This window comes from Microcystis flos-aquae FACHB-1344 (assembly GCF_014698375.1).
Classification (GTDB): domain Bacteria; phylum Cyanobacteriota; class Cyanobacteriia; order Cyanobacteriales; family Microcystaceae; genus Microcystis; species Microcystis aeruginosa.
The window spans coordinates 1-12,863 of record NZ_JACJSW010000013.1 but is presented as its reverse complement, the minus strand read 5'-3'; the positions used below and the strand labels follow the sequence as shown (position 1 = coordinate 12,863).

The following is a 12,863-nucleotide window of genomic DNA, read 5'->3' as shown; positions in this document are numbered from 1 at the left end:
ATAATTTTGCTAATAAACATAGCAAAATTATAGATGATTTCCTGACCTAAGATCACATTTTATTCTTTTTTCCACTTCAATCTAAGAATTGAGAAAAAAGCAAAACCCTCCATCATACCATAAAAAAATTATGCAAGAGGTCTCATCGACTGACTACACCATTAAACGCTAACGAAATAGGATTCAACGTTGCTAAGGTTCAGGTTTGCCAAATCCAAGTCTTCGATAAAAAAGTAAAAGTTATTATCGATATCAAAAGGATGTTGAAGTTCTAGCAATAAGCGTCCTCTAAATCCCTCTATGGTTTCATCCACATAGGAGTGAAGTTCTGGATATCCACCCAGTTTATTGATCCGCCCATGCCTCAGCGTACACTCGTCCTCATAGTCTGAAATCCATTCAGTAAAGTCTTCCCCCAGTTCCGTCAACGCTTCGGGCATCTCAAACGATTCATCCAGTTGCCGACGAGCATTCCAGAACACGTCCCGCTGCACAGAAAAATTTAAGGCATAAACATCGTCGTACCATTCCAGAGAGCTAGCAGGTTCTGCTAAAAAGCTAAAGTCAGTGATTAAGTCATTTTTATCTTTAGAAACGTCGGGGTAATACAGAACGCGGTGTTGTTCAGGACTCAGCGTGCACATGGGGACATCTAAACCGATGTAAAATTGCAAAAGCCCCTGTCGTGGCAAGTTAAGACTTTCGATTACCGGCAGATCGGCGCAGTTGATCTGCATGAGAAACATCATCATCTCACCCGTTTCGGCATCGGTAGGATAGCTCGTGCCTTTCGGTAGGTAAGGATGACCGCCAATTTTACTTTGCCAAAGTTCTAACGGATCGCCACTCCAGTCGGCGGGGCCACGGAAGCTCGCAGAATTGAGATGTCCCGCGTCTGTCGCCGTGAATTTGATGTAAGGCACTAAGTTGGCTTCCAGAAACAATCGCAGCGGCTCAAACTGAGGCGGCAAATTTTCCAGAAACGCTGGCATATCGGTTATCTCCTGCGGTGGTAATGGGGGTTGCTCTATGGCAGGTGCAGTCTGCTCAAATACCTGCACTGACTGCACCTGCAAATTTTCAGGCGGATAAACAATATGAACGGTATTGATTTGAGTCAGAGGCAGGCAGTGGGCATACCGAGTTAGCACCCGGCCATTGAGGTAAACTACCAACTCTTGCTCAACCGCAATCTTGAGGGTAAAGGGCTGAGAAGAGACGAACTCAGGGGGCATGGACAAAATTTCTCCCCCTGCACCCCAAGCTCCAGCAACACAGGTATTTTGCACAATTCGCCCTTCAGAGGAACGCGCATCGAAGTGATAGGCGATATCTGAACCAGCATCCAGATTGATCGTGAACGTGGGGTAGTGGCAAATCGCTGTGATTTCAACAGCCACCAGCAGTTCCTGGAGTGGCACCCCTAGAAAAATGCGATCCTGATAGATGCCGAGTCGTAACTTAGCAAGGTCGAAACTTTGCTTTGCCATTGTTTTCTCTCCTTTTGACTTGACTGATGATCATTGGATGGACTCGGACAAAAAACGTTCGGTCAATCCTGATGAGTTGTGATTCATCTCTGGCATTAGAGCAAAATCATAGTGACCACCTCCTTTGCGAATCATTGGCTTCGCCTAACTATATATTATGCGGAAATTTTCCGTATATCACGCAAAATATGCATTTTTTAAAGAATCTTTCCATATATCATTCCAAATTCGAGTGATCGTAAGAAGTTTTCCGTATAACATTACAATAAGCGTGTTATGCCGATTAGCGTACTCTTTTATGAACCCTCCCCCACCTCGAAAACTCCTAGACGTAGTGCGTGAAACCATTCGCCTCAAACACTACTCCTACCGCACCGAACAAACATATCTGGACTGGATTAAGCGTTATCTGCTCTTCCATCAGAAAAAACATCCCCGTGAAATGGGGGGTGAAGAAATTAGAGCCTTTTTGACCCATCTTGCCGTTGATAAAAACGTTGCCGCCGCCACCCAAAACCAAGCCCTCAACGCCATCCTTTTCCTTGATCGAGAAGTTCTTAAAATTGAACTGAGGAATATCGGTACATATTTACGGGCAAAAGGTCACAAACGTCTGCCCACCGTCCTCACCAAAGAAGAAGTGCAAAACGTCATGAAGCACCTCAGGGGCGTAGAGCATATTATCGTTCAACTCCTTGATGGTAGCGGGTTGAGATTGGCTGAAGCCCTCAATTTGCGAGTCAAGGATGTGGATTTTGCCCAAAATCAACTGATTATCCGCGATACCAAAGGCAAGGAAGACCGCGTAACCCCCCTACCCCAACCCATTCAAGCCCCTCTCACAGAACATCTCCAAACTGTACAACGCCTACATCGACAAGACTTGGAAAGAGGTTACGGTTCTGTTTATTTACCCTACGCCCTGGCGCAAAAATATCCAACGGCTGACCGCGAATGGATTTGGCAATATATTTTCCCCTCCTACACCCTATCCCAAGACCCGCGTTCCGGCGAAACTCGCCGCCATCATCTCCACGAAAGCACCATCCAAAAAGCTCTCAAACAAGCCGTTCAGCAATCCGGCGTGCCTAAGCGAGTCAGTTGCCATACCTTTCGCCATAGTTTTGCTACCCATCTCCTGCAAAATGGCTATGACATTCGCACGGTGCAGGAATTGCTTGGCCATAAAGACGTGAGGACGACGATGATTTATACCCACGTTTTAGCCAGAGGTGGCAGAGGTGTGAGAAGTCCCCTTGATGATTGACTGATTGGTAATGACAGCAGTTATTTTAATGGTGAGGTACGAGGTTTTCGTTTTGGGGAGTCGGTCGTCAATACAAAATTTTTCTGGTTCCAAGGCAGAGCCTTGGAACACAATATTTAAGGCTCTGCCTTAAATATTGTGTTCAGGTAGAACCTGAATAAAGCGTTCCCAGGTAGAACCTGGGAACGAGATAATACGAGATAATACGAACCTGGGAACGAGATAATATTGCTTAACTTCATTTCGGAGGTTATCAAGTCTTTCAGAAATAATTAAAAGACCGCCAGGAAAGCACCTTGTCAGATAAAGACATATTACACTATCATAAGATAGTCTATAATTTACATAATAAACCAGGGAATTATTAAATTATGACTGCTACCGTTATCGATATTAGAACCTTAATTATTAGTAGCTAAAAATGGCTGATGATTTTGATGTTTTACCCGATGATATTATCAACAGTTTTGAAAGAGAGTAATTTTAAAATATTTACTAGATACTCATATTTTGCTTTGGTGGTTAGATAATAATAAAACTCTGAGTAAGTCAGCAAGACAAATAATTTCTAATTCAGAAAATGCTATTTTTGTTAGATAGTAGGTGCAGTGGTCACTGTCATTTAACCGACACGGGGTCGAGCGAGCCTCGGTTAAGATTGCCAGTCTCGAACAAATTTCCACAGTTTTAGCAACCAAATGAATTACAAGCGATCGCACAAAGAACTGCGATCGCTTTTGATGAAATGGCTGAGGCGATCGCTGCCCAGGTAATTCTCAACCCACCAAAGTTAGGATTGCTCATCGAAGAAATTGAATCTCTTGAGAAGCAGTTACTGACCTTGCGGGTTGAGAGTCGAAGTTATCCCTTAAATGAGCTAATCGCCTTTAGCTCGGCTTTTATGACGATGAAAGCCATTGCCAGCAACTTAAATCAAATGAGTCAAGACTTACCTGCCTACACCCAATAGGTAATAGGCAAATATTATCAGCCTGAAGGATCTCTGCTCTCAGGGCTGTATATTCAGTAGAGTGTAGGGTGCGTTAGGCGGCTATCAATTTAGTCAAAAAACTAAAATTAATAATTCGCCGTAACGCACCCTACAAGATCGGCGATCGCACTCAACCAACCAAATGACGGCGTTCTGGTGCAGCGACTTGTTATACGGCTTTTTTTGTGCAATGTGATCTAAAATAAAGGCATCTTACGACTAGGGGACAACAATGTATAAAATTTCTGTTAACCCTCAAATTCATTTTGGGAAGCCCTGCATAGAAGGGACGCGCATCACTGTGCAGAGTGTTCTTGAGTTGCTAAATGAGGGACTCTCTTTCAGTATAATTATTCAGGATTATTACCCTGATTTACAAATTGAAGACATTCGTGCTTGTCTGCAATATGCTATCGCTTTAGTAGCGGCTGAAGACATTAAACTTGTGTCGGCTTAATAATGAAATTTCTTCTCTCTCGATCAAGACGTTTACGCAATCACTGCGAGATTTCTAATTGATGCTGGACATGATGTGGTTCTTGTTACTCAGCACCGACCAACCTGATACGGTCGGTGTGCAACGGGATTGTTAGACCGTACCTCACAGATCGCTTATGATCAATTTATTCTCGCATATCTAGAAGTTTAAGCCATGTCACTCACTGAGTTAATTCTTCTGGTCAACAATCTGAGCCAGACAGACAAATTATCACTCTTCAAACTCCTAGCTGCACAAATCCCGGATGCTGAACTACAGGTTATCTTTTCCGCATCAGAGTATCCGATTTGGTCGCCCTACGATGCCACGGAAGCCGCCAATATTCTGATGCATATGATTCAGGATGACCGAGAGGCATCTACCCATGCCTAGTACAGTCGAATTTCCCCTTTCCGACGATGAAGCATTACCCACGATTCCCATCACTCTGAGTCATGCAGGCCTTTCTGTTTCTGCGAATGCCCTGCTGGATACCGGATCTACGGTCAATCTATTACCTTACGACATCGGGCCGCAATTGGGTGCAATTTGGGAGGAACAAACTGTCCGCTTGCCATTGGCCGGAAATCTTGCAAGGGTTGAAGCACGAGGGTTATTTGTGTATGTTCAAATTGGGAATTTGGAACCTGTTCGTCTAGCCTTTGCTTGGGCAAAAACCTCTCAGATACCCTTAATTCTTGGGCAAACGAACTTTTTTCGAGAATTTGATGTCTGTTTTCAACGATCGCGATGCACGATCGAAATTATCCGCTTCTAATAAGGGTCGATGTGTTTTGGGTGGGATCGCGCTTTTGGTTAGTGTTGATAGAGAAAAGCAAGGCTGGGTTTCCTGCCGTCAACCCAGCCTTGTGTTATGCCCGATCGCTTTGGCAATCACTTAATCCTGGCGATCGATATGATGTAGCCTGTGTTAGCGTTAGCGTAACGCACGGATTTTGAACATTAGATAAGGTGCGTTAACGAAGTGAACGCACCCTACCAGATCGGCGTGCTGCTACGCAGTGCCTTCGGCATCGCATTCTGTTATGAGTTGATTGATGTTGGGTTTCCTTGCGTCAACCCAACCTACGGACGAGGCGATCTGCTACGCAGTGCCTTTGGCATCGCACTCATAATAGTTTACGAAATTCTGCGACTGTCAAACCAGCATCTTGAACAATTCCACCCATTGTAAATGCCTTAATTGGATTGTGCCTTGGAAGAGCAACTTGACGCACCCCATCACTCATGATGATATGTTTGCCTTGGCGAATGATCCGAAAGCCTACCTTCTCCAAGGCTCGTACTGCATCTAGGTGATTTACGCCAGGAATTCTAGGCATAGTTACACCTGCATTTCAATTTCACGAATTTCCCCATCTTGCAAGCGTTCTTCTAAGGCTGCAAGATACTCACGAATTGCATCTTGGATATTGGTTAATGCCTCTTCCTCAGTATCTCCCTCAGACCAACAACCGGGGAGCGCAGGAACGCCAACAGTAATTCCTTCTTCAGAACGATAAAGGACAATTTTGTATTTCATCATAAGTTCCTTCTAGATAGCACTCCATTTTAGCTTGATAGAATTATGGATGTGGGATCAAATTGTAGCAACAGCGGAACCTCACAGCAAACTTGATATGGTTGGGTTTCCTTGCGTCAACCGTTCGGCAAAGGCTCACGGCCGAAGTTCAACCTACAGGCTACTCTAGGCTATTTATTCCCCTAGAAACGAATCGCACCGTTACATTTCATTAACGCACCCTACAAGATCGGCGTGCTGCTACGCAGTGCCTTCGGCATCGCACTCTGTTATGAGTTGATTGATGTTGGGTTTCCTTGCGTCAACCCAACCTACGGGCGAGGCGATCGCACTAGAATCTGTCTAACGTTCCTGCTGAACGGCTGCAAATAGCCTTTGCAACACAACCGATATCTTCCAACAGTCCGCTCCAGCAGGTTTGTTAGCCTGCTCGAAGCACTACAGTTGCACCTTGATTTGAGAGAGAGCAACCTCCTCTGATTTAATTGCTCGAATATACCGAAATTTCCATACCTCAGTGTTTTCAATTATTCTAAACCCTGCTGTCTCAAGACCTCTGACAAACCCTTGAATATCTTTAATACGGGAAGTTACTTCGTAAATCCAAAGTTGTCCATCAAGTTTGAGTGTACGGGATGCTTCTCGAATGTAATCACCAACGTTCAAGCCTATAAGTGACAAATTGAACATAGCAACGTCCAGACAGCTATCCTCCAATGGCACATGAGCCATATCACACTCAGTAACTGCATCATTGATAGCAATGAAATCAAAGTTATGAACCGTATGCTTGCCGATGAGAGCTTTAGCTATCAATGCTTCCCCACAACCAAAATCAGCCACAACTAAATCAGAGCGTTTCTGAAGCCACCTGATAGCCTCCTCATAAGGAATAACTGACCAAGTTTTTCGAGCTTCTTGATAAAGCGTATGGTATTGCATCCACTCTTCTGGATTGCCTTGTAATCGTTCGTAAGTAGTGTGACTGTAGCTATTACTCCAACGAGCATTCATACGGCTAAAGTCACCGTATTGAACATTACGGCGTCTAACATCTGATGGGTCAACATCTGGAAGTGGCACGAAAATTTTAGGGCGAATGACTGATTTTTGTTCACCTGACTTCAGGCGTTCCAGCCATTTACGCAAATCTCTAAATGCTTGGGATTCACTACGTAGCTGACCTTCAGGCATTACGCCATCAACCGCAGCATCAGCAACCGTCTGCTTGTTTTGCAATCGCGCTAATCGCCCTTCATCCCAACTCCACCGTTCTCCATCATCTAAACCATAAGTCACAGGCATGAGGATTGTGAGAGTATCATGAACTTGCCCCTGCCGATTTAATCGTCCTTCTAACTGCTCTAATTCGGCACTTGTCCAGGGTGGGATATTCAGAATCAAGCGATCGCAGACTCGCTGAAAACCATCGACACCAGTAGCCATAGCACTACTGGCAATCAGAATGTCAATAGAACCATCAATAAAACCGTTACGACCACTCTTATCCCCTCCCATGTGAAAACCAACAGTCCATCCCTCCGCCTCAATCGCCTCTTTTAACTGATCAACAATACCCTCAACATAATGCGTATAAATGATAGTTTTTGGGCGGAGTTCCTTGAGAATTGCTGGAATTCTGGCACGAGTAAGGATTTGCTCCATTTTTAAGATGGATGTGCCTTCTTCCCGAATTTCATCCACTAAGTAAGTACAATCTACTGGAAGTGTAACCCTCTTGATGTTGATTTTAGGCTTGACTCTAGAACGAATTCCCAGAGTTACAAACGCTTGATGCAAGCGCATACAATTGTTAAGCGTAGCTTTCTCACTCAAATCAGATCGCTCTACACCCGTTACTAATTCAACCAGGCTTTTACCTTCTTTCAAATTGTTAATAACAGGAGTTGCACTCATTCCAAGGACATGAAGATCAGGGTTCTTCTCGGCTGCGTTAGTGATCAGAGCAAGCACCATCTGTCGCCGTTTAGAAGGATCATCGCCCCGTTGTTTACAACGATGAATCTCATCCACGATGATGAAGTCAATTTGATATCGTTCTAGAAGTTGCCGAATATGAACAGGGGTTGAGGGCTGCTGGAACATCTCATGATTTAGGAGAATATAGTGATGTCCTCCTTCAACATCTGTCCAATGAGGATTAAAATTTTTGATAGTTACTCGGCTATCTGGAAAAACATGCTTAATTTCTCCGTGCCAGTTTGGCACCGTATCTAATGGACAGATAATGATTGTGAGATGGGCATCAATGATGCGGCTACTAAGGATGCCACCAATTGTTTTACCTGTGCCTGTCAACGAGAGATTTAACATTCGCTGCTGACTCCGTAGCCTTACCGCAGCTAGCTTTTGCATCAAGTTGGGGGGTGTGATTTTGCCATCAACTCGAAATGCCCAACCTGATGGAATTGCCATATCTCGCGCTTGGTTGTATTCGTCAAGAAATTGATCTCTCACCTGACGACCATAACCCTCGTCTGTAAACGCCTCAATTGCTCCGACGGCAGATTCATCTTCAAAAACTTCTGCCCAAATTCGATTACGCCTTGAAGCAATAAAGAAGTCAACTGCCTCTTGATCGGCTGAAGCAATAATCTTGCTACTCAAAAATTCCAGACTTTTCTGTACTTTTATTTGTGGTAGTTTGCCAGCTTCATCAAGCTCATCTTGAGAATCACTGCTTGCTTCAAAAAATTGAGATGCTCCAGATATATCTAATGACGGAGCAGTATCGATAATTTGTAATTCAGTATCAGCCTTGAGTATATCAACTGAATCAATTTCATTCTCAGAAACTTTTGTTTCCTTGCCTTGAATTACATCTCTAAGTTTCTGTCCTGTTAGCTTGCCCTTAATAATATTTTTTACAAGCTTGAGTCCTTCAGCATTTTTCGTATCCAAAACCCCTGATTGCTCAAAGATTTTATATAACTCCGCTTGAGTCAGATTGGGAATATGAACTTCTAAACTAGCAACAAACTGACGAATAGCTTCTAAATTCCAGCCAAAGCAGCGAGCGCAGCCATTATTGCCTAAGTTCCACGAACTTTTAGTAATACTTCCTATCCTAGTTTTCCATTCATAACCATCATGTGGACACTTAAACCATGCTTCTTGCTGGGAACCTCTAGTTACCTTGTCAGGGAATATGTCTAGTTCGTTATTCTTTTCATAATCCCAATACTGAGATATATACTCAGGATAGAGAGCTAATAATGAGGTGGTCTCAGTAGCAACTAATCCTCTACACGCTGGGCAGCCACTATTTCCTCTTTTCCAAGAAGTTTTTGTGATCGCTGTAATTGTTGCCACCCATTTATGACCATCACTAGGACATTTAAAGAAAGCTTCTTTACTTGATCCAATGGTCAACTTCATTGGATCAAGTCCTAGTTCATTATTAGCTTCATAAAACCAATACTTAGCGACTTCTTCAGGAAACTCAACTGCTATTGGATCTCTACGTTGCCATTCACCCTGCTTGCGTTCAGCAGTACCATTACAGACTCGACAACCGGCATTACCCTTTGACCACTGCTGATTTATTATTGAGGCAATGCTTGCTTGCCACTCATTTCCATCATGAGGACATTTGAACCATACTTTTCTATTACTGGCAAGAGTTAATTTTTCTGGATCTAGGTTAAGTTTGTTATTTTTTTCGTAATTCCAGTATTGGCTAATAAGTTCCGGATAAACTTCTGTAAGGGCAGGTTGTTTTTCAGCCTTTTTCTTCTTACCTGCACACATCGGACATCCACTGGTTCCACTTCTCGTCCAGCTTGTAGTAATGCCGTTCGGCTTTTGCTTCCAGGAATGCCCATCAATCGGACATTTAAACCACACATCCTGGAGTGAAGTTCGGGCAGGAACATCTTCGGGCTTTAGATCTCCATTTTTCTCATAATCCCATAATTCTGCGACGCGCTCTGGATAAAGTGCAGCTAAGCTTCTCGAATAGAGTTCTTGCCTGGCACGTTCTTTCTTTTCCTGCTCGGCTGATGCTGCTGCTTCCTTACGCTCTTTCAAATATTCATGGAATGCAGGATTAACAATAAGAATTTGACGAACTCTTTCTCTACTTAACTCATGCTGCTCACCAATATCCCGAAAGCTTAATCCCTGTTTATAAAGTTCTAAAAACTGATTACTCTTTTCAAGCTTTGCCTGTTTTAGTTGAGTTGACCTGGGTGACTCTTTTTTCTGTTCACCATTTGTCTCAGACAAGGAATCTGATTCCTCATCATTTTGTTCTTGCCAAGCCTCGCAAACAGCTTGACCCAGTTCAGTGAGGAGAACTTGATCTTCCCTTAATTCAATAAGCCCTCTAGTCTGAAGGCTAGATAAAGTTTGTTGAGATTCTGTAGAATCAAGGTTAAATATCATTATGGGTTGAGAGGACTCGTATAGCGACTCAAGAGTAAGTCTCTGTTGCCTGCCCAATCTTTTTGTAGATTCTCGGATTTTGTGTGCATCATCCATAGCTTAATTTGAACAATTAGAGGTGCTTATGTACTAACTTTGCTCTTATGGATCTTGTGTGATAACAGTCTTACAGGGAATATGGTATGGTCTCATCACCCTTGTATTTTAAGGGGTTGCCTTAATTCTTAACAAAGCTTCACACACATAAACGTGAAGAACTCTAATGGCTCTTCTAGGTTCTGTGTGATCAGTTTAACTTACTATAGAAGCGATCAATCTTTGTGTCCTCTGTGTCTCTGTGGTTCCTTCCACTCGGTCTCGCGTAGCGAGCGCGTTGCGATCGCTAGCAGGACTGTATCTTAGAATACATTTTACCCACCAAATCCAAGAGAGTCTAACTATTATAATCTCATTTCTCTTTGTGATCAAGTTCAATATTTTCTAGTTTTTGACTGCTATAAATATTAATACTCATTGCATAAGTAAGATGCTCCCGACTGTTTTGAGTGAACAACCAATAAACTCAGCTATTTCTCGTTGAGTTTTTCCGTCGTTCAGCAAGAGAAACATTAAAATTCTTTACCTCACTTCTGCTCTTTCTTCTTCTTTAAGAGCTTTTTGTAAGTTTTTCTTTTCTTCTAAATCTAGGAAATCTTTGGCTGGCATAAGTAGTATTTTTCTAAAATTACTATTTCTATTTTAGGTGGTTTAAGTGCGTTTTAGCTTACCGCACCGAACAAACATATCTGGACTGGATTAAGCGTTATCTGCTCTTCCATCAGAAAAAACATCCTCGTGAGATGGGAAAAGAAGAGATCAAGTCCTTTTTGACCCATCTTGCCGTTGATAAAAACGTTGCCGCCGCCACCCAAAACCAAGCCCTCAACGCCATCCTTTTCCTTTATCGAGAAGTTCTGAAAATTGAACTGGGTAATATCGGTGCATATTTACGGGCAAAACGCTCCAAACGTCTGCCCACCGTCCTCACCAAAAAAGTAAAAATGGCTGATTATTTTAGCGATCGCACAACAAACTGCGATCGCTGCCTAGGTAATTCTCAACCCACCAAAGTTAGGATTGCTCATCCAAGAAATTGAATCTCTTGAGAAGCAGTTACTGAGCTTGCGGGTTGAGAGTCGAAGTTATCCCTTAAATGAGCTAATCGCCTTTAGCTCGGCTTTTATGACGATGAAAGCCATTGCCAGCAACTTAAATCAAATGAGTCAAGACTTACCTGCCTACACCCAATAAGGGCTAAATCCCTTCTTTTCTAGCTAAAAGGACGGGACAATTGACATTAACCCGCACATAATCCGAGAGGGAAGTACCGAGAAGGCGATCGAGATCTGGTAAACTCTTAGCCACGGAAGGACGGCGATCGGGCGAACCCAACAGTAAGAGATCGACATTATAATCATCGACGAGTTTGCAGAGTTGTTCCCCCGGTTTACCCCCCGTCACCAGGCAGCGATAGGGTATATTCATCCGTTTCACTTTTGCTACTGCTGGCCTTAAAATTGGGTTTTCTTCCATTTCTTTGGGGGAAGTGGGGGCAAATTCCGGTTTTAAGTCGGGGTTGACGCGGGCCAGAATTAACTCTGCTGAAGGATAATCCCGCAGGAGATAAATAGCCAGATCGAGAGCTAAATCAGCCGAGCTAGACTTATCGAGAGCTACCATCACCTTTTTGATTTTTTTGACGTAAATATCGTCTTTTACCAATAACATCGGGTGATTAGTCAGTTGAAAGACGTATTGACTGACGGAATTTTCTAGAATTGCCTCCAGTCGCTTTAGTCCTCGGGAACCCATCAGGATCAAATCGGCACCGATTTCGTCGGCAACTTGACAGACGGTATCTTTGGGATCTCCTTGCCGCAGAATAGTGGAAACTTTGCTGGGTTCAATTTTGACTTCTTGCAGGATTTTAGTCAGCATTTGGGTTCCCTCTTCCCATTTACTGGCCAGAGCTTCGGTGGTAATCTGAGGGGGAACAACCCGGAGAATGGTAATCGACGCTTTCCGGATAGCGGGGAGATCCATTAATGCTTGTAGCATTTCTTGGGTTTGACCTGCGCCGGAATCAGCGTATAGTATTTTCTCTAGCATAAGATTAAACTCGGTCTATGATCTTAATAGTTTTCGCTAATTTTCAGCATACTGCTAATGTTGTTCCCGAAATTTAACAACTTATTAAGCGCTTTTTCTTAGGTTAATGCGATGCCGAAGGCACTGCGTAGCAGCTCGCACTTGAGGGTATTTTTAAGTATTTATGCTCAATTGACTGGCAATACTTGGCTCAAAATCATCGTGTCAAGCGTTCATTTGTATTATATTTTGGCTGCAATGCTGGCGCTCTCTTTTAATCACAGCTAAATCCGTTGAGTATAGGCTACTTATAGGGACAGGCAATAGGCAATAGGCAATAGGCAAAAGGGGGTATAAATAATCAGTCTTTAATAAACGGATTTAGTATCACTACTGCTGCTCACCATTAAATCGACCATTTCATTGATGATTAGAGTTCTTGCATAACTGGACTTCCCCCATACAGAAATACTAAAAAATTAACAAAACCCTTACTGCAGGTCGCTTCTCAGAAAAAATTGAAAAGACGCTACTGGGTACATTTTCCCTTTGAAAATGGC

11 protein-coding genes and 2 pseudogenes are annotated in these 12,863 nt (G+C 43.2%); 7 read left to right on the top strand and 6 right to left on the bottom strand.

Translation table 11 applies throughout. The annotated features are described in order from the left end of the window. Positions 1-161: 161 nt before the first annotated feature. Positions 162-1,490, bottom strand: a complete 1,329-nt coding sequence (locus H6G48_RS00355) for a DUF1963 domain-containing protein (protein WP_012267557.1) — start codon at positions 1,488-1,490, stop codon at positions 162-164. Between the two features lie 298 nt (positions 1,491-1,788). Here H6G48_RS00355 and H6G48_RS00350 point away from each other — a divergent pair, with 298 nt between their 5' ends. The 5 genes from H6G48_RS00350 (at position 1,789) to H6G48_RS00330 (ending at position 5,004) form a co-directional block, all read left to right on the top strand. Then, positions 1,789-2,757, top strand: coding sequence for an integron integrase (locus H6G48_RS00350; RefSeq protein ID WP_190717964.1), 969 nt, complete (start codon positions 1,789-1,791; stop codon positions 2,755-2,757). Between the two features lie 745 nt (positions 2,758-3,502). Then, a complete protein-coding gene (locus H6G48_RS00345; protein WP_190717961.1) occupies positions 3,503-3,727 on the top strand; it encodes a hypothetical protein in 225 nt (74 codons plus the stop codon). Positions 3,728-3,980: 253 nt separating this feature from the next. Next, positions 3,981-4,205, top strand: a complete 225-nt coding sequence (locus H6G48_RS00340; protein ID WP_002753441.1) for a DUF433 domain-containing protein — start codon at positions 3,981-3,983, stop codon at positions 4,203-4,205. Between the two features lie 195 nt (positions 4,206-4,400). Then, positions 4,401-4,619 (top strand): hypothetical protein, encoded by a 219-nt coding sequence (locus tag H6G48_RS00335; protein WP_002753442.1) that lies wholly within the window; start codon positions 4,401-4,403, stop codon positions 4,617-4,619. After that, positions 4,612-5,004 carry a pepsin/retropepsin-like aspartic protease family protein gene (locus tag H6G48_RS00330; RefSeq protein WP_002753443.1) on the top strand — a complete coding sequence of 131 codons (393 nt, stop codon included), beginning with the start codon at positions 4,612-4,614 and terminating at the stop codon, positions 5,002-5,004. The genes H6G48_RS00335 and H6G48_RS00330 overlap by 8 nt, the downstream gene beginning before the upstream one ends. Positions 5,005-5,356: 352 nt before the next feature. Here the strand turns inward: H6G48_RS00330 and H6G48_RS00325 are convergent, their stop codons facing one another. The 4 genes and pseudogenes from H6G48_RS00325 to H6G48_RS00310 form a co-directional block, all read right to left on the bottom strand. Beyond that, positions 5,357-5,569, bottom strand: coding sequence for a type II toxin-antitoxin system HicA family toxin (locus H6G48_RS00325; RefSeq protein WP_002763902.1), 213 nt, complete (start codon positions 5,567-5,569; stop codon positions 5,357-5,359). Positions 5,570-5,571: 2 nt separating this feature from the next. After that, positions 5,572-5,769, bottom strand: coding sequence for a type II toxin-antitoxin system HicB family antitoxin (locus H6G48_RS00320; protein WP_002738180.1), 198 nt, complete (start codon positions 5,767-5,769; stop codon positions 5,572-5,574). Between the two features lie 438 nt (positions 5,770-6,207). Further along, positions 6,208-10,272 (bottom strand): zinc-ribbon domain-containing protein, encoded by a 4,065-nt coding sequence (locus H6G48_RS00315; protein WP_190717958.1) that lies wholly within the window; start codon positions 10,270-10,272, stop codon positions 6,208-6,210. A gap of 438 nt (positions 10,273-10,710) precedes the next feature. Further along, positions 10,711-10,881, bottom strand: a pseudogene (locus H6G48_RS00310) (helix-turn-helix domain-containing protein); the annotation flags it as partial. Between the two features lie 65 nt (positions 10,882-10,946). On the opposite strand from H6G48_RS00310, the pseudogene H6G48_RS00305 reads away from it, so the two are divergent. Together H6G48_RS00305 and H6G48_RS00300 are read left to right on the top strand one after the other, a co-directional pair. Beyond that, positions 10,947-11,312 (top strand): annotated as a pseudogene (locus H6G48_RS00305) (site-specific integrase); the annotation flags it as partial. Further along, a complete protein-coding gene (locus tag H6G48_RS00300) occupies positions 11,293-11,466 on the top strand; it encodes a hypothetical protein (RefSeq protein WP_167341548.1) in 174 nt (57 codons plus the stop codon). The pseudogene H6G48_RS00305 and the gene H6G48_RS00300, both read left to right, overlap by 20 nt. A gap of 3 nt (positions 11,467-11,469) precedes the next feature. On the opposite strand, the gene H6G48_RS00295 is transcribed toward H6G48_RS00300, so the two are convergent. Beyond that, positions 11,470-12,324 (bottom strand): universal stress protein, encoded by an 855-nt coding sequence (locus H6G48_RS00295; RefSeq protein WP_002795618.1) that lies wholly within the window; start codon positions 12,322-12,324, stop codon positions 11,470-11,472. Positions 12,325-12,863: the final 539 nt, after the last annotated feature.

Coding starts and splice junctions, on each gene's coding strand:
- H6G48_RS00355 (WP_012267557.1), bottom strand. CDS start 1,490: ATGGCAAAGCAAAGTTTCGACCTTGCTAAGTTACGACTCGGCATCTAT.
- H6G48_RS00350 (WP_190717964.1), top strand. CDS start 1,789: ATGAACCCTCCCCCACCTCGAAAACTCCTAGACGTAGTGCGTGAAACC.
- H6G48_RS00345 (WP_190717961.1), top strand. CDS start 3,503: ATGGCTGAGGCGATCGCTGCCCAGGTAATTCTCAACCCACCAAAGTTA.
- H6G48_RS00340 (WP_002753441.1), top strand. CDS start 3,981: ATGTATAAAATTTCTGTTAACCCTCAAATTCATTTTGGGAAGCCCTGC.
- H6G48_RS00335 (WP_002753442.1), top strand. CDS start 4,401: ATGTCACTCACTGAGTTAATTCTTCTGGTCAACAATCTGAGCCAGACA.
- H6G48_RS00330 (WP_002753443.1), top strand. CDS start 4,612: ATGCCTAGTACAGTCGAATTTCCCCTTTCCGACGATGAAGCATTACCC.
- H6G48_RS00325 (WP_002763902.1), bottom strand. CDS start 5,569: ATGCCTAGAATTCCTGGCGTAAATCACCTAGATGCAGTACGAGCCTTG.
- H6G48_RS00320 (WP_002738180.1), bottom strand. CDS start 5,769: ATGAAATACAAAATTGTCCTTTATCGTTCTGAAGAAGGAATTACTGTT.
- H6G48_RS00315 (WP_190717958.1), bottom strand. CDS start 10,272: ATGGATGATGCACACAAAATCCGAGAATCTACAAAAAGATTGGGCAGG.
- H6G48_RS00295 (WP_002795618.1), bottom strand. CDS start 12,324: ATGCTAGAGAAAATACTATACGCTGATTCCGGCGCAGGTCAAACCCAA.